A 23,499-nucleotide genomic window follows, 5' to 3' on the forward strand; every position below is an offset into this window, starting at 1 on the left:
TACTATTCATTAAGAGTAATGTTCGTAATGCCAAAAGATTGAGAATCGTATGTGACGATTATTGTTCCTTTACTAATCGGTTCGTAAGGTAATTCTTCTTCATAACTACCATTATTTTCATTATGGATAGACAGCGTGATTTCATCAATTCCTTTATTTGTATACTGATCTTTAATCGTTTCAGCAATTTGAAGTAGAGTTTCGTAGTTAGAAGCTTTCGTAATAAGCATTCCTTTTATAACTTTTTTTTCATTATTTGTGGAATTGGAATAAGGGATGTCGTTTTGTTTCGTATACAAAAGTTTGTATGGAACTGTTTTTCTCTCCGCTTTTGAAATAGTGGAATATTTTAGAGTTAAAAAAAATCCTACACATAAAATAATGCATACCATAAGAGCAATCCAAATGCGTATCAGTGACATAACTCTCATTTTTCATCCCTCTTTCATATCTTTGACTTCATTATTTATCATACAAAATGAGGATTAAGATAGAGTAAATTTGAGGTAAAGAAACGTAAAGAAGGAGCACTTATCCTCCCAAATAAGTGCTCCTTTTTATTAAAAGAGAGATTTAATAGACAATCAAAATCACATCTATTACTTATAAATGTGCTTAGTTCTCCCAAAATATTTTCGGAAATTGTGGTTAGTAAATTCGGAAGACAGATAGTGTCGCAGTTGTATCGCCCGCAGGTCCTTGAGCGCCTTGAGGCCCTTGAGCACCAGTAGTCCCCGTAGTTCCTCCACCTAGGCAACCAGATCCATATTGAACTAGAATAGCTTGACCAAGAGCTTGAAGAAGTCTAACAAATTCTGTAAGTTCTGACTTAGGGATGTTAATATGGCTACATGCTCTTACTTCTCAACAATCATTACCATAAAATACTTTTCCTTTATTTTTATTGTTCATCTTTTCATTCTTTTCTTTCATAGAATCATTAGTCATTACTATATATTAAAATGAAATTTATACTAAATTCGTGATGGACAAACTACCATTTCTAAAAAAATAAGAAATTGGCCCACCTAGAAAGAAATAAGTAAGATATAGAGAAAGGTTTATATAATGTAAAGAAGAAAAGTGCAACATAAAAAACTACATGCTAATTGTTGGGAGTGTTTAACAATTGGCATGTAGTTCGTGGATTAGTCCTTTATTTACATTGATTTAATTTTTCAAGGGTTGTTTTAGGTAAGATTGGAATTGAAATAGTGAAAGTTGTACCATCTTCATTACTAGTCATTTTTAATGTGCCGTTATGATTTTGGATGATTTTTTTTGTTACTGACAAGCCTAGTCCTGTTCCCGAATCCTTCGTTGAGAAGAATGGATCAAAGATATATTCTTGAATAGCTGGAGGAATACCAATTCCATTATCTGTGAAAGTAATCCGAACGAAGTTATCAAGGCGATAACTAGTGATTTGAATAGAAAGAGGTTTGTCGCCTTGAGCATCGACGGCATTTTGAAATAGATTTAAAAACACTTGAACAAGTTCATGTCGATCAATATTGACTAAAATATCATCTAATTCATTAGAGAAGTTATAATCAATTGAAATGTTATGCAAGGAGACTTCACTAGCTAGTAACTGTTGAATATAGTCACGTAAAAATGTATTGATCGGAAACGGTTCTCTTGTAAATTCCCGTGTTTTTGAAACAGCTAAAAATTTTGTAATAATATTATTTGCACGATCTAATTCAGGGATAAGCAAGTTTTTAAATAACTCTTGATTTGATGTAGAAACGCTTTCTTGTAAAAATTGTAAGTATCCTCGTACTGTTGTAAGAGGATTTCGTACTTCGTGTGCAATTCCAGCTGCGATTCGCCCTGCTAACGAAAACTTCTCTGCATCACGTTCTGTATTTAAATAATGAAAGACACTAATAACTCTAAAAATCTCACCGTTATAATCACGAATAATTCGGTTATTTATAATACCGTAATTTTTGTCTAAAACTTCTTCATTATATATTTCTGTTCCCGTTCTTAATGTTTCAATTGCTTTAATTTTTTCTTCCGGCAAGTTTAGTAATTGTTGAATTGGTTTTCCAATAATATCATTGCGTATTACACCGAAATCATCTGCGGCAACTTGATTACATAAAGTAATATTCCCTTTACTATCGACAAAGGTTACATGATGTGAAAAGGCATCAAAAATATGAACAAAGTGTTTTTCAAGTTGTTCAAATAAAAATAATGAATCACAAGTAAGTTGAAAATTAGCTTCTTTATTTTCTTTTGGTATTTCTTGAATGGAATGAGTTGTTCTGGTTTTCTTTATTCGTAAACCAATATGTGGATTTTTGTATGTGAAATGATGTGGTAATTGATTCACAAGTTCTTCATAAAAACGCACTTTATTTTCTAGTTCTTCAATTCGTTTTTCATGAGATACAGTAGCATCGTTTGGAAGCATAAATAAATAACCCCTCATTTTAAAAATTCTTCTATATAGTATATCATATTTTTATAAGGATACTCTTAAAGGAAAGGCTACATAATGCAAAGTGTTTGGAAAGTGAATAGAAGATGAAGTTAAAAAGGGAGGGATATATGTGCTGTTCATTGGAGTGACAGGATGGGGAGATCATAATTCTTTATACATAGATTCCTATGAAAATAGAAATAAATTACGAACATATAGCGAGTATTTTCCTATTGTGGAAGTGGATAGTTCATTTTACGCGATGCAACCTGCACGAAATTATATAAAATGGGCAATGGAAACGCCGAAAGATTTTTCTTTTGTCGTAAAAGCGTATCAAGGAATGACAGGACATATGAAAGGTGAAATTCCTTTTTCTACGTTCGATGAGATGTTTGATTTGTATAAACAGTCTATTCTTCCTTTATTAGAAGCTGATAAATTAAAAACAATTTTATTTCAATATCCACCATGGTTTGATTGCAAAAAGAAAAATGTAGATTTTCTTCGATATACGAAAGAAAAAATGGAAGGTTTACCATGTGCAATAGAATTTCGAAATCAAACATGGTTTTATCCAGAAATGAGAGATAAGACGTTACAGTTTCTAGAACAGGAGAAATGGGTTCATACAATTTGTGATGAACCACAGGCTGGGATAGGTTCTGTGCCACTCGTGTTAGAGGTTACGAATTCAGACATGGCATTAATACGTTTTCACGGTCGAAATGTTCATGGTTGGCTTGATAAAGGGGAAAATTGGAGAGCGGTTCGCTGTTTATATCGCTACAACAATAAAGAACTGGAAGAATGGGTTGAACGACTAGAGCAATTAAAAAAGAAAACAAAGGATATATACGTACTGTTTAACAACAATTCAGGTGGGGATGCAGCAGATAATGCGAAACAGCTTATGAAAATGATGAACATTACATATGGTGAGCCGAAGCCGGAGCAATTAAATTTTTTTGAATGATAATAAACAAGAAAGGCACTGTACAAACAGGGGGAATGTACAGTGCCTTTCTATATGAAAAAGAGGGGTAACAATGTTACTGAGCGTTTGGTTGATTCATCAATTGTTGGCTTCGTAATAAATGATAATGGTTATCATTATCATTGTCAATGGTTTTTCTAAAAATATATAAAAAACTTTGTATATTTTAAATAGAGATAAAAAAAGAACAGCATTAATGCTGTTCTTTTCCGTTGACAAATTGTTGTAAATCGAAAGGAGTTATCGCCTGGATAAATTCTTTTGAGATAAGTGTTTGAACGAGAGTGCTCTCAGAGATAGAAGCACCTGTTTTCTTTTCATAAGCTTGTTTTAATAAATCAAGTTTTTCAGCCGTTTCTTTTGGTAATTCAATTGTAAGTGTGTTCATAATTTCTCCCCCTTAGTATTAGAGTACCACTACAGTATAGGAGAGACAAGAAAAGAGAATATGAAATATAAAAAAGGTTACCAAATTTTCAAATGGTAACCTTTTTTATGTATAAGAGTTATTAAGCAATACCGATATACTTTAAAGTTTTTGATGGAGTACTGTGATCAAAGAAGTGTTGTAAAAATGCAATATCAACACCTGATTTGTATGCACAATAACCCCAAGTTTTTCGAAGTGTATGTGAGCTAATCCCTTCTAATCCAACTTCTTTTGCAGCTTTGTTTAAAATGTACCATGCATGTTGTCTCGTAATAGATTTTGTTCCTTTTTGAGATTTTAGCAATGGTTCATTACGTTTCCAAGTTTTACGTTCTTTCATGTAGTCTTCGATTGCGTGCTGTAAGTCTTCATTTACAGCAAACCATTTATGTTTCTTCACTTTTTCATTGTAAAATAAAATGGAATGGCGAACATTTTCATTTTCATCGATTACATCACTAACTTTTAATTGTAAGATTTCACTTACTTTTAAGCCAGAATTTACAGCTAATACGAATAATAAGCCATCACGTTTCGAAGATTGTAAAAGTATATTTTTGATAGTTTCTAATTGTTTTTCATTTTGAATAGGTTGTCCTGCTTGTTTCATTTCACGCACTCTCCTCTTTTATATGTGTAAAGGAAAGGATTAACTTGTTTCTTACTATAAAGGGAGAGTGTGAATTTCATGTGAACTCCTAGTGAAATTAAGACAAATTATTTGACTTCTTTTACTTTTTGTAAATTGAAATAGAATACAACACTGTTAGTCGTATTATACACACCGTATTCGGCATGATGGAGGTCTAAAATGTTTTTTACAATAGATAATCCGAGACCAGTACCTCCAGTGTGACGGCTACGTGATGCATCTAGACGATAGAAGCGATCCCAAATTTTTTCAAGACTTTCTTCAGGGATAGGGTTTCCTGTATTTTCGATTTCGACTTTTACGGTATCTTCTGCCTCTATAATAGAGACTTGTATTTTTTCTCCATCTGGCGTATAACGGATTGCATTACTTAGTAAGTTCACAACTACTTGCTCAATACGGCTACGATTTGCTTTAACAAGTATAGAAGGGTCTGCATCGATGTTCACTTGTAAATGTTTTTCTTCCATGCTAAATAATAATTTTGTGTAGACTTGTTGCGTTAATTCACCGATTGAGAACGTCGTCATATCTAGTTTGTAAGTACCAGATTCCAACTTTGCTAATTCTAACATTTCAACAATCAGCCTGTTCATATTTTCTGTTTCTTCTAAAATAACATCAGTATAATACGAAGTATCCTTACTAACACCATCTTTAATTCCTTCTGCAAAACTTCTAATTACGCTCAGTGGTGTTTTTAATTCGTGTGACACGCCAGAAATGAATTCTTTTCTTGTTTTTTCCAATTGACGTTCACGTTCAATATCTTGTTGTAACTTTGTATTAGCGACATTTAATCGATCGATTCGATCTTTTAAATTTACAGATAATGTATTGATACTGCCAGAAAGCCCGCCAATTTCATCGTCAGCTGTAACAGGTAATTTTTCGCTGAAATCAAAATTAGCCATTTTTTTTGTAACACGATTTATTTTAATTAATGGCTTAACAATGATTTTTGAGTAGTAGAAGGATAACAAAATAATAACGAGAAACACGATAATTAAGGCATAAACATAATAATCTTTTAAAACGAGCATCGCTTCATTAACAGGCTGCAAAGATGCTATCGCAAAAGCGTATTCTGTAATCTTTCCGTTTTCTATAATCGGTTTTACAAAGATACTATTTTTTATATTTTCTCCACCATCTAATATAAAAGTACTTAATTGGTTCGAGTTAGAAGTGCCCTCTCTAATCATATCTGCGAAATATTGAACGGCTTGTAATGTTTCAATATCATTTGCAAGACGAACCTCAGCTTTGGATGGGAGCTGTAACTTAGTTATAACACCTGTAAAGACGATTCGAGTTGTAGATTTGTATCGGCTTGCAAGTCTGTTCTTAGAAGGGTTACCATTAATTGACTGAAAATCCGAATAGAAATGTTCGTTCTGCCATTGATTATAATTCGTTCCTAATTTTTGTGGTGTGATTATATTATTCTCTTGTACGACTCCATCAACATTGATTATTACATCTTTTTTTAAACCTAAATTTTCGAATTTATTATATTCTTCTGGTGTTAAAAGATTATTGAGTGGAATGGAATACTGTTTATTATTGTTGGGATTAAATACATCGATATAGTAATTGTTATCACTTTTAATAATACCGTTAGAATCCAAAAACTGCATATCTGCATTTGTTTTATCATGAAATTCTTGTTTTAGTTTTCTAACCTGCTCATAACTTTTATCACTTTTATCATAATTATCTACGAATTTTTCAAAAGCAGTTTGGACTGTTTTTACTTTCTTATTAATATAAAATTTCTCTAAAAATAGAGATTGTCCTAGGAAAAAAAGTAGGAATATGATTGTAAATAAAGTGGATGTTAATAAAAATAGTTTAAAGACGATACTTCTGTTTTTCACTGCGTCACCTCTTATGAGAAATACTGTAAATGATTTCTTTATCCCGCCTTAACAGGTAATAAGACTCCTACTTCAAAATTCGGCAAATACAAGGGAGTTAGGCGGGAGATCAACTGCCCGTAAAATCCTGATTGGTTCAACTAATAATCAATGGGGAATGGGAAAAATCCCCACTGATTAAAGTTTCACTTTATTATAACAAACGTTACAAGAAAGTAGAGGGGAGAAATCTGTCTCTTTATAAAATAGTTATTTATAAAAAGTCACATAAAAAGAACTCGCCAGACGTATGACAAGTTCTTTAGTGTATTATTGTTGAATTGCTGCATCTAAAGCGATTTCAATCATTTCGTTAAATGTAGTTTGACGCTCTTCAGATGTTGTTTCTTCGCCAGTGAAGATGTGATCGCTAACTGTTAATACAGATAATGCATTTACACCGTATTTCGCTGCTAATGTGTAAAGAGCAGTTGTTTCCATTTCTACTGCTAATACACCGTAATCTCCAAGTTTTTTAACCATGTCCATGCTTTCACGATAAAACACATCTGCTGTTAAAACGTTACCGACACGAACGTGTAATCCTTTTTCAGTTCCAGCATCGTAAGCTTTCTTTAAAAGATCAAAGTTTGCAGCTGGTGCAAAATCAAATCCTGGGAATGTTAAACGGTTCATATTAGAATCAGTACAAGCCGTCATTGCGATAATAACATCACGAACTTTTACATCTTTTTGAATTGCACCGCAAGTTCCAACGCGAATTAAATTTTTAACTCCGTAGCTTTGGATTAATTCGTTTACATAAATAGAAATAGAAGGAACACCCATACCTGTACCTTGAACAGATACACGTTTTCCTTTATAAGTTCCAGTGAAACCTAACATACCACGTACGTTATTATAGCAAGTAACATCCTCTAGAAATGTTTCAGCGATATATTTTGCACGTAATGGATCACCAGGTAATAGAATAGATTCAGCGATTTCGCCTTGTTTTGCTTCGATATGTACACTCATGAAAAGTCCTCCTTATAATGTATTGATAGAAATCAATATCATTTGCATTATACACTACGAATCCTTTCAATTAAAATCTTTTTATTATTTGTAATATGTGCAAAATAGGAGGATTTCATAAATCATAATCTAGAATATATACCTTAAGAAGTTTTGTATGAACAGAGACAATAAAAATGGTAGGTGATGTTTTGAAAAATCTTGTCATTGGACTTATTGCGTTAGTACTTATTGTGGCAGGAGGATTTTACATAAAAAAATATCAAGAAAACGAAGAGACTGTAGGAGATGTTCAGGAAGTAAAGTGGGATGTGTCAAATGGAAAGGGAAATGAGAAAGTAGATATTTTATTTCAGTTGTTAAACAAAAAGAATAATGAAATTCGTGGTGTAAATGATCAAATTCGGGCAGTGATTGTAGATGGACAGTTAAAACACATACAACAAATTAAACCTACATTTGCAGGGAACGGGTCATATAAGTTATCTTCCAAAATAGCGAAAGACGAAGAATATACAATATTTTTATACGAAGATAAAAATAAGTCCGTAGAGTCATTCGCTAGGAAAGATTTTGGTAGAACGAAAGAGGAGAACAATAAGAAAAAAGTGAAATTTCCAATCGACAGTGTACTTACAAAAAAAATAGGAGAGTATGAAGTTTCTCTTTTATTTGGCGCATTACATCCGAATGAACCAGTTACGTTAACATTTCAGTTTCAAGCGAAAAAGGGTGAAAAATTGAAATTACATTCAGAGAGAGGAGAAGTAGAGTCACTCTATATCGTGGATGAAACGAAGGAGAACTTTTTATACGCTATGCCTGTAGATACGGATGAGCAATTACAATACCGGATTACATTTCCTGCCGAGGGCACGTATAAAATGTGGGGGAATTTCTATATAAATGGTAAGAAGTATGAAAAAGAATTTATTGTACAAGTTCAAAAAAGAAAAAACAGCTAAGAATTTAGCTGTTTTTTCTTTTTCCTATTAATTTTGTTACAGAGAGCATTGTAATTGGTAAAGAATGATTCTTCCTAAATGCTAAATATTTACCGCTCCATGCTGGTTTATATTTTTCTTTAAAATGTCGTAATCCGCTGAAACTATACGTATAACGAACGTTATTAAAGATTGCAGCAGCCACTCGTTCAGACCAGAAAGACTGTGTGGATAAACCAACATTTGAAAGTGGTGCCATACCAATATTAAAGGAGTGGTACTCATTTTCTTTTGCCCATTGGAATAAGTGGATGAAAATTGCGTCCATAATGCCGCTAGGCGCATCTGGATAATATCGCATTAAATCGACAGATAATGATCCGTTTTGATATACGGGCATGAATGTTGTGAATGCAATAATTTTTCCATCCGCATCAGATAATGTTGCGATAGGAGCGCGACTAATATATTCACGATCGAAGTATCCGAGTGAAAAACCTTTCTCTTTTTTTCCACCAAGCCATGCATCTGAAACTTTTCTTAACTCTTCATATAATTCGTCGGAGAAAGGTGGCTCATGAATAGAGAATGTATAGCCTTCTCTTTCAAAACGGTTGAAAGTAGCTCGCTTGCCAGCACGTTTCTTTCCTGTTATTGTAAAGGTATTTAAATCAACAACAGCTTCTTCACCGAGCTTAAAGAAGTTATAACCAAAATCGTGATATAAACTCATCCATTTACTTTCAATTTGGTAGAATACACAAATGTATCCAAATCGATCAGCCTCAGCTAAAAACTCTTGCAATACAGTACGATAGGAGGAAGGGTCACCAATTGGATCACCTAGTACAATAAGTCGTTTTCCAGTTATTGAGAAGAGAATGAGTGCTTTTCCATCACTACTGAAAAAGAACTGCTTATCTCCTAAAAAACCTAAATGACTAAGTACATTTCCACCATGTTCATCTAAGAAGTTTTGTAATCTTTTATCATTAGCTGGTTGCCCGGGAAATTCATTTCGATAACGATTTGCAATGAGTGAACCAATTAGTAAAAAAGTAGGAACAAAAAAGGCAGCTGCTAATGCACTTCGTTTCACTTGTGTAATATTACGAACGACAAAATCAGGTTTGAAAGCTTCCTTTGCACCTGCAAATAAAATACCTAAGTTTTTATATAAATATAACGTTACAAGTAGGAATATAAAAACTTTTACGATATCGGAAAGTGAGACTTCCATTTTCTCACGTACAAACCTTTTACGAAGCATATACAATACAGCGAGTACGATTAATAAAATAAACGTTTCTTCAACATCAATTCCTTTTAGTGTATTAAAAATAGCCGCTCCAATTAAAGAAACAATCGTCATATAATAAGAACGTTTTGTTCCGTAATATATCCCCCGTGAAAGAATGAGTAGGAGAATACCGAATGTTAGTGATAAGCTAAAAGAAAATTGAATAAGGTGTTTTGGAGCTAGAATATGTAAGGCGTGTGCCCGATTTATACTTGTCGGTAGAATGGTTGATAAAATAACCATTAAGCCAGCAAATACTGTTAAAGCAGCAGATGCCCAAGAACCTAACTTTCCTAGAAAGTCACGCTGCAAGGTCCATATAACACCAGTTGTCTCTAATGCAGGCGCAATAAAAGGTTTATCTTCAAACTTTTTAATGGCTACTCCTGTCATTTCAAAAGCTGCAAAAATGAGACCAAGGCAGAATGGTAAGATGTAATAGACGAGACGATATAATAACATAGCAGGGAGTAAAACACCTGTATCGATGCCGTATTGCCCAAGCCCAGTTAAGAAGACAAGGTCAAATGATCCAAGGCCACCAGGAACAAGACTAACGACACCAGCTAAAGCAGCAATGACATATACGCCTAAAAACTTTTGGAATTCGATTTCAATGCCAAATAATAATAATATGACGTACATAACAATACCAGCAGATACCCATTCGACTAATGAAACTAATGAGTATAAAACGGTTGGGTTCTTCTCCTCTTCTTCTTGTCCCTCTGTTTGCGTCGCTTTTCTATTTTTTAATTTAGAAAACCCGATATATATAGGAACGAAAAGAGCAAAGAAGATAAGAACAGGCCATAGCCATGGTTTTTCATGCAAAATAAATCTCGTGTCTAATATTCCGATAAGACCAAGAAATGAAAGAATGGCTAATCCATTAATAAAGGCAGTTGTCATCCAAGCGATACTTTTAATAAGTTTTCCATTTTCTTTTATGTATGGACGATAAAGCATTGTGCGTACGCCGGCTCCAACGAGACCACCAAACCCGATAAATCCATTTAAAGTATTAGCAATCCACGAGATACGGAAAATCTTTTGGACAGGAATATCAGCTTTTAAGTAACGAAGCATAACATAGTCATAAAAGAACATTGTTGATACAGCGAATGCACCAAGTGTAATTGCTAAAAAGACTCCTCCAGTTGGAATGTTTTTAATTGTATCAATCGCTTCTAAAAAAGAAATGCCCGCTAATTCTTTTTTTGCTTGAAAGAATACAATTGTTAATACAACAAATGGGAAGATAATTTTCCCGATTTGTAAGAAACGTTTCCATGAAAACGACATAAATACAACTCTCCTTGTGTAAGAAAACTGAGACAATAATATTATTATGACAAACTTCAAGAAAAATAAAAAGGTAAATTCCTGTATAGGGGAGCTATTTTTTATATAGGTATATTTAAAAGAATATTTTGTTTATCAGAAAATTAAGTTAGAATAAGATAAAAAAAGGAGGAGAGGGGAGTATATGATTATAAAAGGTTATGTAGGATATGAGTTAGAAAAAGCGAAACCTAATACATCAGAGGATTTTTTTAACAGATCTGAAGTGACATATATATTAAATGATAAAGAGAAAACTTTTTCGGTTTTATACGTTCGATATTTTGAAGAAGTTTTACAAGAAATTACTCCTTTTGAAGGAAATCCAGTGTATAAAGTAGAAGAACAAAACATATATTTACGCGATATTGTAGCGATATGTTGTTTAGTGAAAGATAGGGAGCTTCGTGCGCAAAAACGTTTGTATTTAAATAATATGGAAGAATTTCAACAATATTTTGATGAAGGAACGGTGTTGAAAGTACAAGAAATATTGGCTGAATTACATAAAAATAAAAGAGTAGAAATAGTGTGAAATGGCAAAGGAGAGAGAAAAATGTCTAATTTGATGGTTGAAAATCAAACAGAACAAGTTTCTATATTTTTAGAAGATGCTATTCATTTAATAACCAATTATGTAAATTATCATACGTTGCCTTCTTTATTAGAGGAGACACCGGCAGGGAACGAGCAATATTATAAAGGGTTATTAGCATCAATGAGACGACTTCTCGTTTTTTGCGAAGAAGGACATGATGCATGTTTTGTTTTGTTGAATAGTCAGCCATTTCGAAAAACAGCAGCTGAAAAAATTTTATATAAGATTTACCATCAAGTAATTGCAGAGTTTTTTTCACCGAAGAGTGATTATTGGTATGAAAATAGTCGGTCTGCATATACCGGAAAAAATTCTATCGTTTTTCAACAAACACCACCTGCATCATTGGGGCAAGTGATGAAGAGTTTAGAAGGTAAATTTCAATTGATGCGTGAAGAACTAGAATATTATGAGACGGATTATCAGACAAAGATGTTACACAAATATTGATTGGGGAAAAGAAGCTAAGGTGACTTAGCTTCTTTTCCTTTTGTACAGTTATATAAGGGATTTTCATTGAATATAGTTAAGTGGATAGCATTAGGGAGGTGCAACATGAATCAGCAAGGTGTATTTACAGATTACTTTCATGAAGTAGAAAATTGGTGTGAAAGTGTTCTTCACGTATTAGATAGCCGCGCAATGGAAGTGTATGATGTCCATATGCTTGCTTATAAAATTCAGACGTTGTTAGAGCGTATGAAAGAGCATGAGTATGAAACAGATGCAGAGTTTATGTATGAAATAAGTGATGATGTAGAACACATTCAGCATCACTTGCAGGAAGTATTTATGCAAGAAGAAGAGGAATATGAATTATATGAAAGAGGGGATAGCGAACGAGCTGTTCCAATTGGAGGACATACACTCCCGCCATTACCTTATCCGTATAATGCGTTAGAACCGTATATTTCTAAAGAAATTATGATGTTACACCATGATAAACATCATCGGAGTTACGTGGAAGGGTTAAATAAAGCAGAGAAGATGATGGAAGAAGCGAGAAAAACAAATCAATTTGATTTAATTAAGCATTGGGAGAGAGAAGCGGCTTTTCATGGGTCAGGTCATTACTTACACACGATATTTTGGAATAACATGAAAAAAGACGGTGGTGGAAGTCCAAGAGGTGCTTTTTCACAACAAATCGAACAAGATTTTGGGAGCTTTTTACGTTTCCAAAAACATTTTACAGAAGCGGCCTCTAAAGTAGAAGGTTCAGGCTGGGCAATTCTCGTTTGGGTGCCCCGGTCTGGAAGGTTAGAAATTTTGCAAAGTACACTTCATCAATTATTTACACAATGGGATACGATACCACTCCTTGTACTAGATGTCTGGGAACATGCGTATTATTTACAATACCAAAATCGAAAAGATGAATATATTAAAAACTGGTGGAATGTTGTAAATTGGCCTGATGTAGAAAAAAGGTTTGAAACTGCGAAACAAATTGAATGGACACCATATTAGACGCAAATTCTCTGCGTCTTTTTTAATGAAAGCAGAAGGAAGATTTCGTTCATATTTTAAAAGGCCAAGCATACACTTGTACAAAAAGTGCCAAAAGGACGTGGGGGGAAATATGAGACGAATTTGTGTAATCATTACGCTTCTTATTATGTACGCAAGCGTTATGCCAATTCCTACATATGCAAAGATGAACAGCAATGTCAGTGCTCGAAATGCTGTATTAATGGAGCAACAGTCTGGTCGTGTATTATACGGAAAAGCAGAACATGAACCTCAAAAAATTGCTAGTATAACAAAAATTATGACTGCCTTGTTAGCTGCTGAATCAGGGAAGATGAAAGAAATGGTGTCAGTTAGCAATGAAGCGGTGAGGGTGGAAGGATCAGCAATCTATTTAAAGCCTGGACAAAAAGTGAAGTTAGAAGATTTAGTATACGGACTCATGCTTAGATCTGGTAATGACGCAGCGCAAGTAATTGCTGAAAGTGTGGGTGGGAGTATAGATGGATTCGTATATTTAATGAATGAAAAGGCGAAAGAAATTGGAATGAAAGATACTCACTTCTCAAACCCTCATGGTTTAGATGGAGATGGATCACATTATTCGTCGGCTTACGATATGGCGTTATTAACGAAGTATGCAATGGGAAACGAGTCATTTAAAAAAATCTTTGGAACAAAAACGTATAAATCCGATTCTTGGGATTACCCGTGGAAAAATAAACATAAGTTGGTAACGTCTTATTATGAATTTGCAACAGGAGGAAAAACAGGCTTTACGAAGAAAGCAGGAAGAACGCTTGTTACAACGGCATCAAAAGATGAACTAGATTTAATTGTCGTAACTTTGAGTGCTTCTAGTGATTGGGATGATCATATGAATCTATTTGACAAAGGATTCGAACGTTTCAAGCAAACGAAAGTTTTAGGACAAGGAGCAATTGCTGAAATAAATGAAAAGAAGTATGCCAACCATGTTTATACGAAAAATAGTTTTTCCGTGCCGTTAACTGAAGAGGAAAGAAAGAACGTGTTATTAAAAGTTGAACTGGATAAAAGTATAACGCTTGAGGATGGAGTAAAGGTTGGAAAGACAGATGTTTATGTTGGCAATGAGAAAGTTGGAGAACGGAATTTATTTTATAGTAAACGGAAGTTAGTAGCTACAACGGGACTTTACTGGAATAATGTGAAAGAAATTTTTTCTTACATGATAGGTGTTGGGAACGATGGTTAATCTCGTATGGGTAGCGATGGCTGTCATTGGGATTGTATACGCCATGATAAATGGAACGATGGAAGAAGTGAATAAGGCTGTATTTGACGGAGCAAAAGATGCAGTAACGATTTGTATAGGACTTATTAGTGTTTTAGTATTTTGGCTTGGTTTAATGAAAATTGCAGAGGAAGCCGGATTGTTAAAAAAATTAGTTTCGCTTTTTATGCCGATAGTAAAAAGGTTGTTTCCAGAAATACCAAAGGACCATCCGTCCATGGGATTTATTCTATCAAATATGATGGCAAACTTTTTTGGTCTAGGTAATGCAGCAACCCCTCTTGGTATTAAAGCGATGGAACAACTAAAAGAGTTAAATGGAGGAAAGGATTCGGCGAGCCGTTCTATGGTGACGTTTCTAGCATTAAATACATCAGCTATTACATTAATTCCTACGACAGTCATTTCAATTCGAATGACGTATGAATCAGCCAATCCTACTGAAATTGTTGGGGTAACATTTATTGCACAAGTACTTTCTATGATTGGAGCGATTTGGATTGACCGCTATTTTTACCGAAGAAGGAGTAGAAAGGGGCGGAAAAAATGAGTATTGTAAATACAATTTCCTTATGGGTAATCCCTTGTGTAATTGGTTTTATCCTTTTATATGGCACGATAAAGAAAGTGCCGACGTATGAATCGTTCGTTGAGGGAGGAAAAGAAGGGATTCAAATTGCAATTTCCATTTTACCGTTTATGGTTGGAATGCTTGTTTCTATTTCTATATTCCGATCTTCAGGTGCGCTAGATGCAATGATATCAGTAATGAAGCCAATGCTAGATTTAATTCATGTTCCAGCAGAAATCGTTCCATTAGCACTAATACGCCCTATTTCAGGTTCTGCTGGTCTAAGTATTACGACTGATTTAATTGCCACATATGGGCCAGACTCATTCATTGGGAGATTAGCTTCTACGATGCAAGGGAGTACAGATACGACTTTTTATATTTTAACAGTATACTTCGGAGCTGTTGGTATTAGAAAAATGGGAGATGCATTAAAAGTAGGTCTTTTTGCAGATTTAATCGGAATTATTTGCTCGATTGTCTTTGTTTCCCTATTGTTTCAGTAAAGCTATTCATTTTTTATGCTATTTCGCGTATAATACGTATACGACCACTATTAAGGTGTAGCTTAATAGTGGTTTTTTTATGTGGTATTTTTGACAAAATGATGAACTTTTATTGTGAGAAATATGAAAAATATGGACAATAATAAAGGATAAAAACATGATTTGACCTTTATATGTTTAATATCATCGCTATGTTGTTTAAGTGAGATGGAGCGAATAACCGTAAAGCGTATGCGGTTGCCAAGTCTTTCTAATGTAAGGTAAGATAAATTCGAGGTGAAAAAAAGAAATGGAACGATTACAAAAAGTGATTGCGCAAGCAGGTATTGCATCGAGAAGAAAGGCTGAGGAATTAATTCAGCAAGGAAAAGTGAAAGTTAACGGAAAAATAGTGAAAGAGTTAGGAACAAAAGTAACTCCTCAAGATAAAGTAGAAGTAAATAACATCCCTCTTGAAAAAGAAGAACCTGTTTATTTTTTACTATATAAACCAACTGGTGTAATTTCAAGTGTATCAGATGATAAAGGTAGAAGTGTTGTAACAGACTTTTTCCCTGAAATTACACAACGTTTATTCCCAATCGGACGTCTAGATTATGATACGTCAGGAGTATTATTAATGACAAACGACGGGGACTTCGCAAATATATTAATGCATCCTAAATATAAAGTTGAAAAAACGTATGTTGCAAAAATAAAAGGCCCATTAACAGGTGAGAAAATTCGCATGTTAGAACGCGGTGTTGCACTAGAAGACGGTAAAACAGCACCAGCACATGTGAAAATTATTTCTTGGGACAAGCGTAAAGAAATGGCTATTGTACAATTAACAATTCATGAAGGACGTAACCGTCAAGTACGTCGTATGTTTGAAGCGTTAGACTGTAAAGTAGTGAAATTAAAACGTGAACGTTATGCTTTCTTAGAAGTAGGAAGCCTGCGACCTGGTGATGCGAGAGAATTGACACCACATGAGGTGAAACAATTACGCGCGCTTGCTTCTACAAAGCCAAGATAAGCTATAGAGTTAAAAATTCACCAGTGGAGTGCTCTGCTGGTGATTTATTCAATACAACATTTACAGAAGATAATACATAACATTTACCGAGGAGAGGAGAGGTAATATGAAGAAAAATCGCTTATTATTTCGCGTTATTATTCTACTCATTTTATGTGGTGCTGTAGGATTTACCCTTTATCAAGGATTCTTTGCTAATAAAGAGAAAATGCAAATCGGAAAAGAAGCACCTAACTTTGTTGTGACGGATTTAGAAGGGAAGAAAATTGAACTAAAAGATTTAAAGGGAAAAGGTGTATTTTTAAACTTTTGGGGTACGTGGTGTAAACCTTGTGAAAAAGAAATGCCTTATATGAATGAATTATATCCAAAGTATAAAGAAAAAGGCGTTGAAATCATAGCGTTAGATGCGGATGAAACGGATATTGCAGTAAAGAACTTTGTGAACCAATATGGTTTGAAATTCCCAGTTGCTATTGATAAAGGACAAAAGATTATAGGAACATATGGAGTAGGTCCATTACCGACAAGCTTTTTGATTGATAAAGATGGAAAAGTAGTGGAGCAAATTATAGGTGAACAAACGAAAGAACAGTTAGAAGGGTATTTAAAGAAAATTACTCCGTAATAAAGAAAGCCTTTACATAAGAGGTGCGTGTCTATAGTGCCTCTGGTTTAAAAATTCTGAGTATTGCGGTAACTCGAGGTTAGAATATACAATAGTACATATAGAGACAGGGGCGGTGAGAGTGTTGAAAGAAATTAAATGTGAATGTGGACATGTTAATCCGATAGGAACCGTTTTTTGTGAAGCTTGCGGGAAACCATTTGAAAGCAATGAAAATGCAAAACTATTGGATATGCGCTATGAGGGGAGTGCACGGAGATCTCTCACGCAAACAAAAACGATAGTCGATAAAATTTGGAGCTTTTTCTCTTCTGTAAAAGTGGGTGTATGGCTAATCGTAATAACTTTAGCTGCATCAGCGATAGGAACTATTTTTCCGCAAGAAATGTACATAACTCCAGGGATTGCACCAGCTGAATATTATAAACAAGAATACGGATTTTTAGGGCAATTATACTATCAATTAGGATTTAATAATTTATACGGTTCATGGTGGTATATGATTTTGATTGCTTCTATCGGTATTTCACTTGTGATATGTAGTTTAGACCGCGTTATTCCACTTTATAAAGCTTTAAAAAAGCAAGGCGTAAAAAGACATCCTAGCTTTTTAAAGAGACAGAGATTATATGGGACTGGTACACCGAAAGATGGTGACCTGGAAAGAGTGCAAAAGAATTTAAAGAAAAGAAACTATAACGTGAAAGTGGAAGACGGAAACGTTTTAGCAGAAAAGGGACGCTTCTCGCGTTGGGGTCCATATGTAAATCATATCGGTCTTATTATCTTTTTATTCGGTGCGATGCTTCGTTTTTTACCGAGTATGTACGTAGACGAAGCACTTTGGTTACGTGATGGTGAAACGAAAGAAATACCAGGGACGGATGGACAATACTACTTAAAAAACGAGAAATTTATAAAAGAAGTTTATGATAAAAGTAAGGACAAGGAAGTTTTTGAGGAAGCGATTGATCGTGTAGGCGATAAAATGATTGCGAAAAACTTCCAAACGAATGCTGTATTATATAAAGCTGTGGGCGAAAATATAGCAGGGCAAAAACCAAAGTTGGAAAAAGTAAAAGAAGCGGAAATTCGAGTAAATGAACCACTGAAATTTGATCAATTTGCAGTGTATCAAGTGGATTATAAAGAAAGTGAATTTAAAAGTATGTCCTTCAACTTGCAAAATAAAGAAAATAATCAAAAATGGGGACCGATTAAAGTAGATTTAACGAATCCTAAGGAAAAATATGATTTAGGAAATGGTTATTCTCTAGAACTATTAAGCTATTTTCCTGATTTTTATTTCGATGAGAATGGAAAACCAAATACAAAAACGAAATTACCGAACAATCCTGCATTTGTATTTAAAATGTTTACACCTGAAACACCAGATGGTGAAGTGAGTTTTGTTGGTATTCAGCAAAATATAGAACCTGATGGAAACAACAAATATAAAATGTCGTTTGCAGGTGTTGAAATGCAAAATGCAACAGCACTTACTGTAAGAAAAGATTTAACGCTTTGGATTCTCGGTATTGGAGGGTTTATATTTATGGTTGGTGTCATTCAAGGTATGTATTGGAATCATCGCCGTATTTGGATACAACGTGTTAATGATGAATGGTGGATTGCAGGGCATACGAATAAAAATTGGTTCGGTTTAAAGAAAGATATTGAAAGAGTAATAGAAGGTACAGCAATTCCACAGCCAAATGATAAAGTAATCGATAAAAAAATTAGTTAAGGTGGGGAAACGATATGGTGCAAATAAGTAGTAACTTTCTCTTTACCGCATTTATTTTATATTTAATTGCGACTCTATTTTTTGGTGGAGCCATTAAAGAAAAGGGTCATAAATGGGCAAATGTAGGAATAACAATTACAATTTTAGGGTTTATAGCACAAACAGTATATTTTGTTACAAGGTGGATCGCATCAGGGCATGCACCAGTTAGTAACTTTTTTGAATTCGGTACATTTTTCGGCATGATGCTTGTAGGAGCATTTATTGTAATGTATTTTATGTACCGTGTAAGTATAATTGGACTATTTGCATTACCAGTTGCGCTTTTATTAATTGCCTATGCAAGTATGTTTCCGAGGGAAATATCTCCGCTTATTCCATCTTTAAAAAGTAATTGGTTACATATTCACGTGACGACTGCAGCAGCAGGACAAGCAATTTTAGCGATTAGTTTTATTACGGGCGTTATGTATTTATTAAAAAATGTAGATCAATCAACGAGAAGTAAACGGACATTTTGGCTAGAGACGGTAGTATTTACACTTGTTTGTACAGTTGGATTTATTGGAGTAACAACGGTATTTTCTAGTATGAAATATGAAGCGAAGTTTCAATGGGTTGATAAAAATGAACAGCAACTGGAAATGAAGTACAATCTTCCGGCTTTAGTTGGACCGCATGAAGGGAAGTTACTGACAGAAAATAAATTAGAACCGGCAGTTGAAGTTCCAGCGATTGTAAATGCGAAGAAATTAAATACTGTTATTTGGTCAGTGTTAGTTGGAACATTACTTTATATTGTATTAAGACTTGTTTTACGGAAGCGAGTATCGGCAGCACTTCAGCCGTTAGTAAAGAATACGAATAGTGATTTACTAGATGAAATCGGATATCGATCTATTGCAATTGGATTCCCAGTTTTCACATTAGGAGCGTTAATTTTTGCAATGATTTGGGCTCAAATAGCGTGGACGCGTTTTTGGGGCTGGGATCCGAAAGAGGTTTGGGCACTTATAACGTGGCTCTTTTATGCTGCAGTACTACATTTACGATTATCTAAAGGGTGGCATGGAGAGAAATCAGCTTGGCTTGCAGTAATTGGTTTTGCAATTATTATGTTTAACTTTATTGTAGTAAACTTAATTATTGCCGGTTTACATTCATATGCATAGAGAAATAAAATAGGAGAGTGCATGTCACTTTCCTATTTTATTTTTGTCAACTTTTCTTCTTTTTTGAGAAAAACATGACAAAGTAGCGGTTGATTTTGTAAAATGATGTCGAGGACATTATATACTGTTCAAAAAAAATACATAGTTTTGGAAAAAAATTGAACAAAATTTATTATTCTTGTGAAGCATAATATGGGAAGTGAAACATTTAGAAGATTGCTTAAATAAACGAGAATAGCGCAACATAATAGTAAAGAAGGGTAGGTGTGAACCGCTGAAGTGAGAGTACGCAGCGGGTAGAGATGGAAAATGAATCAAGAATTTTAATTGTAGATGATGAGGATCGTATTCGTCGTTTATTGAAAATGTACTTAGAAAGAGAACAATACACAATTGAAGAAGCAGATAATGGTGATACAGCTTTAGAAATGGCGTTACAAAATGATTACGATTTAATCTTATTAGATCTTATGATGCCTGGTAAAGATGGCATTGAAGTATGTAAAGGGGTTCGTGAGAAGAAAGCGACACCAATTATTATGCTGACAGCAAAAGGTGAAGAAGTAAATAGAGTACAAGGATTTGAAGTTGGAACAGATGATTATATTGTAAAGCCATTTAGTCCACGTGAGGTCGTGCTACGTGTGAAAGCGGTATTACGTCGTGCTGTACCAACAACATTCTTTACACAAGATACAACGACAAAAGATGTTACTGTATTCCCGCACTTAACAATTGACAACGATGCACACCGTGTTACTGCAGATGGTAATGAAGTAAACTTAACGCCGAAAGAATATGAGTTACTATTATTTTTAGCGAAAGCTCCTGATAAAGTATTCGATCGTGAGCAACTGTTAAAAGAAGTATGGCAATATGAATTCTTCGGAGATTTACGTACAGTTGATACACATGTAAAGCGTTTACGTGAGAAGTTAAGCAAAAAATCACCAGATGCAGCGAAAATGATTGTTACTGTTTGGGGTGTAGGTTACAAATTTGAGGTTGTGAACGACTGATGCTTTGGAGAAGTGTAGTAGGGAAGTTATGGATGACCATATTACTTCTCGTTTCGTTTGTTCTTGGATTTGTTGCGATTTTACTTTCACAGTTTTTTAGAACGTATTATGTTGATATGAGTGAAGCTAGGCTTCAAAAAGTCGCAACAAGTGTTTCAGAGTTAATTGAAGAAGGTGCCGATGTAAAAACGATTGAGAATATCGCTTACAAATTCTCTGATCCACTTTCAAGGATTATTATTGTAGAAGATGGTAAAGAAATCTCTTCTTCACCGAAACAAGAAGGCTTAGTCACTCTTACAATGGATGACTTAAAAGAAGATAAAGAATTAGCGGCTGTGTTTACAGACAAAAAAGAAATTAAGAATAACATTAGAAAAGCCTCTAATAGTAGAAAAAATAAAAATACTGAAAATGATATTATGATTGTCGGAAAACCAGTGCAATCAAAAAATCAAAGTGCAGTGTTTGTATACGAATCTTTACAAGTGCCGATACAAGGTATGGAAAGAACGACTGATTTTATATTCTTATCAGCAGGGATTGCGATTATATTAACAACTTTCTTTGCATTCTTCTTATCTACTCGAATTACAGCACCACTTCGTAAAATGCGTGAGGTTGCTTTTGAAGTGTCGCGTGGGAAGTTTGATGCGAAAGCCCCTATGGTATCTCAGGACGAGATTGGTGAGCTTGCAACGGCCTTAAATCAAATGGGGAAACAGTTGAAGTTTAATATGAATGCCCTGCAGCAAGAGAAAGAACAGTTAGCAAGTATTTTGAGTAGTATGGCAGATGGGGTTATTACATTAAATCAAGAAGGTGAAGTTGTAGTAATCAATCCGCCGGCTGAACATTTCTTACAAGTTTGGCAAGAAGAAAAAGAGATAGAGCTCAGTAAAAAACTGCCTTCTGAACTTGTTGAACTATTCCATCTCGTTGTAGAAAGCGAACAACAACAAGTTGTTGAAATTAATTTACAAAAAGGGAACTATGTAGTTCTTATGACGCCGCTCTACAATCAAACGAAAATTCGCGGGGCTGTAGCAGTACTGCGAGATATGACGGAAGAACGTCGTCTTGAAAAGATGCGTCAAGACTTTATTGCGAATGTATCGCATGAACTTCGTACACCGATGGTCATGCTGCAAGGGTATAGTGAAGCAATTTTAGATGATATTGTGCAAACGAAAGAAGAAATTAATGAGTTTGTTCAAATCATTTATGATGAATCCGTTCGTTTAGGTAAACTTGTAAATGAATTATTAGATTTAGCACGCATGGAAAGTGGTAATGTAGAGTTACATATAGGTGAAGTGGACATACATCCGTTTGTTGAAAAAATTGGTCGTAAATTCCAAGGGATTGCAAAGGATAAAGAAGTTGAACTAACAGTTGATTTCAAAAATCCAATTGAACAATACCCGTTTGATGCAGATCGTATGGAACAAGTATTGACGAATTTAATTGATAACGCAATACGTCATACGAACGCAGGCGGACATGTAACACTTGTAATTGATACGAAAAATAATGGTCTCATTTTTGAAGTACAAGATTCGGGCGTTGGTATTCCAGAAGAAGATATTCCATTTTTATTTGATCGTTTCTATAAAGCTGATAAAGCAAGAACACGTGGAAAAAAAGGTGGAACAGGACTCGGGCTTGCGATTGCGAAAAATATTGTTCAAGGCCATGATGGTAAAATTTCTGTATCAAGTGTTGTTGGAGAAGGAACTACATTCTCTGTCTATTTACCGAATCGTATAATTTAGATATACGTTTTTAAAGTTGATAATGAATAAAGTTCTGCTGTTTTTTATTTTTTTGTAAACTCAATTAAATAAAGAATGGTAGAACTTTTTTCTATGTTGCTCGAATAAAGAATAACAAGAGAGGTGCTGTGAAGAAATGAAATTATATACAAAAACAGGAGATAAAGGAACGACAAGTGTAATAGGTGGTAGGGTTGATAAAGATGATATCCGTGTGGAAGCGTATGGAACAATAGACGAGGCGAATTCTCATATCGGATATGCAATGACTAAACTACAAGGCGGGCCTTTCGGAGATATTTACAATGAACTTGAAACGATTCAACATGAACTATTTGATTGCGGGGGAGACTTGGCGATAGTAGGTGAGAAGATACCTTATAAAGTAAAAATTGAAATGGTCGAAAACTTAGAAAGTAGGATTGATTCGTATATAGAAGAAGCACCGCCGCTAGAGCGCTTTATTTTACCAGGTGGAAGCGAGTCGGCAGCTGCTATTCATATTGCACGTACAGTTGTAAGGCGAGCAGAACGATGTATCGTGTCCTTACAAAAAGAAGGAAAAATAAATGAAGTTGTTCTAAAGTATGTAAATAGATTATCTGACTATTTATTTGCAGTAGCTAGAGTAATAAACGCTCGATTACAAGTAAAAGATGTAGAGTATAATCGCAGTGCAATCGTTTTTCGTGATAAGAAAGAGAAGGAAGTGGAGTGA

The 23,499-nt window shown here is 34.4% G+C and carries 22 protein-coding genes and 1 pseudogene; 15 read left to right on the top strand and 8 right to left on the bottom strand.

Translation table 11 applies throughout. The annotated features are described in order from the left end of the window. Positions 1–2: 2 nt before the first annotated feature. The 3 genes and pseudogenes from BM089_RS02870 to BM089_RS02880 form a co-directional block, all read right to left on the bottom strand. Positions 3–431: a hypothetical protein gene (locus tag BM089_RS02870; RefSeq protein WP_065228522.1), complete on the bottom strand. Its 429-nt coding sequence runs from the start codon at positions 429–431 to the stop codon at positions 3–5. A gap of 217 nt (positions 432–648) precedes the next feature. Then, positions 649–933, bottom strand: a pseudogene (locus BM089_RS02875) (hypothetical protein). Positions 934–1,156: 223 nt separating this feature from the next. After that, the gene (locus tag BM089_RS02880) at positions 1,157–2,428 is read right to left on the bottom strand and encodes an ATP-binding protein (protein ID WP_000937248.1); all 1,272 of its coding nucleotides are present in this window, start codon (positions 2,426–2,428) and stop codon (positions 1,157–1,159) included. 139 nt (positions 2,429–2,567) lie between these two features. On the opposite strand from BM089_RS02880, the gene BM089_RS02885 reads away from it, so the two are divergent. Then, complete coding sequence (locus BM089_RS02885; protein ID WP_000897363.1) at positions 2,568–3,413, top strand: DUF72 domain-containing protein; 846 nt, start codon at positions 2,568–2,570, stop codon at positions 3,411–3,413. Positions 3,414–3,627: 214 nt separating this feature from the next. Here the strand turns inward: BM089_RS02885 and BM089_RS02890 are convergent, their stop codons facing one another. The 4 genes from BM089_RS02890 to deoD form a co-directional block, all read right to left on the bottom strand. Further along, positions 3,628–3,822, bottom strand: coding sequence for a DUF3924 domain-containing protein (locus BM089_RS02890; protein WP_001094860.1), 195 nt, complete (start codon positions 3,820–3,822; stop codon positions 3,628–3,630). Between the two features lie 121 nt (positions 3,823–3,943). Next, complete coding sequence (locus BM089_RS02895; protein WP_000806236.1) at positions 3,944–4,474, bottom strand: tyrosine-type recombinase/integrase; 531 nt, start codon at positions 4,472–4,474, stop codon at positions 3,944–3,946. Positions 4,475–4,581: 107 nt separating this feature from the next. Next, the gene (locus BM089_RS02900) at positions 4,582–6,396 is read right to left on the bottom strand and encodes a sensor histidine kinase (protein WP_090975937.1); all 1,815 of its coding nucleotides are present in this window, start codon (positions 6,394–6,396) and stop codon (positions 4,582–4,584) included. A gap of 309 nt (positions 6,397–6,705) precedes the next feature. After that, a complete protein-coding gene (deoD, locus tag BM089_RS02905) occupies positions 6,706–7,413 on the bottom strand; it encodes a purine-nucleoside phosphorylase (RefSeq protein WP_000110707.1) in 708 nt (235 codons plus the stop codon). Positions 7,414–7,589: 176 nt separating this feature from the next. On the opposite strand from deoD, the gene BM089_RS02910 reads away from it, so the two are divergent. Beyond that, positions 7,590–8,378 carry a hypothetical protein gene (locus BM089_RS02910; protein ID WP_000232599.1) on the top strand — a complete coding sequence of 263 codons (789 nt, stop codon included), beginning with the start codon at positions 7,590–7,592 and terminating at the stop codon, positions 8,376–8,378. Positions 8,379–8,382: 4 nt separating this feature from the next. Here BM089_RS02910 and mprF read toward each other — a convergent pair whose 3' ends face one another. Continuing rightward, entirely contained in the window at positions 8,383–10,962 is a 2,580-nt protein-coding gene (mprF, locus tag BM089_RS02915; RefSeq protein ID WP_090975939.1) for a bifunctional lysylphosphatidylglycerol flippase/synthetase MprF, read from the bottom strand. A gap of 184 nt (positions 10,963–11,146) precedes the next feature. On the opposite strand from mprF, the gene BM089_RS02920 reads away from it, so the two are divergent. From BM089_RS02920 to BM089_RS02980, 13 genes are all read left to right on the top strand, one after another. Next, positions 11,147–11,536 (top strand): hypothetical protein, encoded by a 390-nt coding sequence (locus tag BM089_RS02920; RefSeq protein ID WP_000584360.1) that lies wholly within the window; start codon positions 11,147–11,149, stop codon positions 11,534–11,536. Positions 11,537–11,557: 21 nt separating this feature from the next. Beyond that, positions 11,558–12,049: a YpuI family protein gene (locus BM089_RS02925; protein ID WP_000067551.1), complete on the top strand. Its 492-nt coding sequence runs from the start codon at positions 11,558–11,560 to the stop codon at positions 12,047–12,049. 105 nt (positions 12,050–12,154) lie between these two features. Next, the gene (locus tag BM089_RS02930; protein ID WP_001075742.1) at positions 12,155–13,069 is read left to right on the top strand and encodes a superoxide dismutase; all 915 of its coding nucleotides are present in this window, start codon (positions 12,155–12,157) and stop codon (positions 13,067–13,069) included. 112 nt (positions 13,070–13,181) lie between these two features. After that, positions 13,182–14,306, top strand: a complete 1,125-nt coding sequence (locus BM089_RS02935; protein WP_090975941.1) for a D-alanyl-D-alanine carboxypeptidase family protein — start codon at positions 13,182–13,184, stop codon at positions 14,304–14,306. Further along, positions 14,299–14,895, top strand: coding sequence for a spore maturation protein SpmA (spmA, locus tag BM089_RS02940; protein ID WP_000247810.1), 597 nt, complete (start codon positions 14,299–14,301; stop codon positions 14,893–14,895). The genes BM089_RS02935 and spmA overlap by 8 nt, the downstream gene beginning before the upstream one ends. Beyond that, positions 14,892–15,422: a spore maturation protein SpmB gene (gene spmB, locus BM089_RS02945; protein ID WP_000029514.1), complete on the top strand. Its 531-nt coding sequence runs from the start codon at positions 14,892–14,894 to the stop codon at positions 15,420–15,422. Before spmA ends, spmB begins: the two co-directional genes overlap by 4 nt. Positions 15,423–15,711: 289 nt before the next feature. After that, positions 15,712–16,440: a 23S rRNA pseudouridine(2605) synthase RluB gene (rluB, locus tag BM089_RS02950; RefSeq protein WP_000440553.1), complete on the top strand. Its 729-nt coding sequence runs from the start codon at positions 15,712–15,714 to the stop codon at positions 16,438–16,440. A gap of 106 nt (positions 16,441–16,546) precedes the next feature. After that, positions 16,547–17,068 (top strand): thiol-disulfide oxidoreductase ResA, encoded by a 522-nt coding sequence (gene resA / locus BM089_RS02955; RefSeq protein WP_000742194.1) that lies wholly within the window; start codon positions 16,547–16,549, stop codon positions 17,066–17,068. Positions 17,069–17,189: 121 nt separating this feature from the next. Further along, positions 17,190–18,815 (top strand): cytochrome c biogenesis protein ResB, encoded by a 1,626-nt coding sequence (gene resB, locus BM089_RS02960; RefSeq protein WP_000910517.1) that lies wholly within the window; start codon positions 17,190–17,192, stop codon positions 18,813–18,815. A gap of 14 nt (positions 18,816–18,829) precedes the next feature. Continuing rightward, entirely contained in the window at positions 18,830–19,987 is a 1,158-nt protein-coding gene (resC, locus tag BM089_RS02965; RefSeq protein WP_000250087.1) for a cytochrome c biogenesis protein ResC, read from the top strand. A gap of 302 nt (positions 19,988–20,289) precedes the next feature. Further along, a complete protein-coding gene (gene resD / locus BM089_RS02970) occupies positions 20,290–21,006 on the top strand; it encodes a DNA-binding response regulator ResD (protein WP_000426861.1) in 717 nt (238 codons plus the stop codon). Beyond that, positions 21,006–22,781 carry a sensor histidine kinase ResE gene (gene resE / locus BM089_RS02975; protein WP_000964683.1) on the top strand — a complete coding sequence of 592 codons (1,776 nt, stop codon included), beginning with the start codon at positions 21,006–21,008 and terminating at the stop codon, positions 22,779–22,781. Before resD ends, resE begins: the two co-directional genes overlap by 1 nt. Before the next feature lie 136 nt (positions 22,782–22,917). Next, positions 22,918–23,499 carry a cob(I)yrinic acid a,c-diamide adenosyltransferase gene (locus BM089_RS02980; RefSeq protein ID WP_000781271.1) on the top strand — a complete coding sequence of 194 codons (582 nt, stop codon included), beginning with the start codon at positions 22,918–22,920 and terminating at the stop codon, positions 23,497–23,499.

Origin of the sequence: Bacillus sp. 5mfcol3.1 (assembly GCF_900114335.1) — a bacterium.
Lineage (GTDB): Bacteria > Bacillota > Bacilli > Bacillales > Bacillaceae_G > Bacillus_A > Bacillus_A thuringiensis_S.

Bases quoted from the DNA above. Each gene is read 5' to 3' on its own strand.
- BM089_RS02980 (WP_000781271.1), top strand. From the start codon at position 22,918: ATGAAATTATATACAAAAACAGGAGATAAAGGAACGACAAGTGTAATA.
- resE (WP_000964683.1), top strand. From the start codon at position 21,006: ATGCTTTGGAGAAGTGTAGTAGGGAAGTTATGGATGACCATATTACTT.
- resC (WP_000250087.1), top strand. From the start codon at position 18,830: ATGGTGCAAATAAGTAGTAACTTTCTCTTTACCGCATTTATTTTATAT.
- BM089_RS02890 (WP_001094860.1), bottom strand. From the start codon at position 3,822: ATGAACACACTTACAATTGAATTACCAAAAGAAACGGCTGAAAAACTT.
- BM089_RS02870 (WP_065228522.1), bottom strand. From the start codon at position 431: ATGAGAGTTATGTCACTGATACGCATTTGGATTGCTCTTATGGTATGC.
- rluB (WP_000440553.1), top strand. From the start codon at position 15,712: ATGGAACGATTACAAAAAGTGATTGCGCAAGCAGGTATTGCATCGAGA.
- BM089_RS02925 (WP_000067551.1), top strand. From the start codon at position 11,558: ATGTCTAATTTGATGGTTGAAAATCAAACAGAACAAGTTTCTATATTT.
- BM089_RS02910 (WP_000232599.1), top strand. From the start codon at position 7,590: ATGGTAGGTGATGTTTTGAAAAATCTTGTCATTGGACTTATTGCGTTA.
- deoD (WP_000110707.1), bottom strand. From the start codon at position 7,413: ATGAGTGTACATATCGAAGCAAAACAAGGCGAAATCGCTGAATCTATT.
- mprF (WP_090975939.1), bottom strand. From the start codon at position 10,962: ATGTCGTTTTCATGGAAACGTTTCTTACAAATCGGGAAAATTATCTTC.
- spmB (WP_000029514.1), top strand. From the start codon at position 14,892: ATGAGTATTGTAAATACAATTTCCTTATGGGTAATCCCTTGTGTAATT.
- resD (WP_000426861.1), top strand. From the start codon at position 20,290: ATGGAAAATGAATCAAGAATTTTAATTGTAGATGATGAGGATCGTATT.
- resA (WP_000742194.1), top strand. From the start codon at position 16,547: ATGAAGAAAAATCGCTTATTATTTCGCGTTATTATTCTACTCATTTTA.
- BM089_RS02895 (WP_000806236.1), bottom strand. From the start codon at position 4,474: ATGAAACAAGCAGGACAACCTATTCAAAATGAAAAACAATTAGAAACT.
- BM089_RS02920 (WP_000584360.1), top strand. From the start codon at position 11,147: ATGATTATAAAAGGTTATGTAGGATATGAGTTAGAAAAAGCGAAACCT.
- spmA (WP_000247810.1), top strand. From the start codon at position 14,299: ATGGTTAATCTCGTATGGGTAGCGATGGCTGTCATTGGGATTGTATAC.
- BM089_RS02935 (WP_090975941.1), top strand. From the start codon at position 13,182: ATGAGACGAATTTGTGTAATCATTACGCTTCTTATTATGTACGCAAGC.
- BM089_RS02930 (WP_001075742.1), top strand. From the start codon at position 12,155: ATGAATCAGCAAGGTGTATTTACAGATTACTTTCATGAAGTAGAAAAT.
- BM089_RS02880 (WP_000937248.1), bottom strand. From the start codon at position 2,428: ATGCTTCCAAACGATGCTACTGTATCTCATGAAAAACGAATTGAAGAA.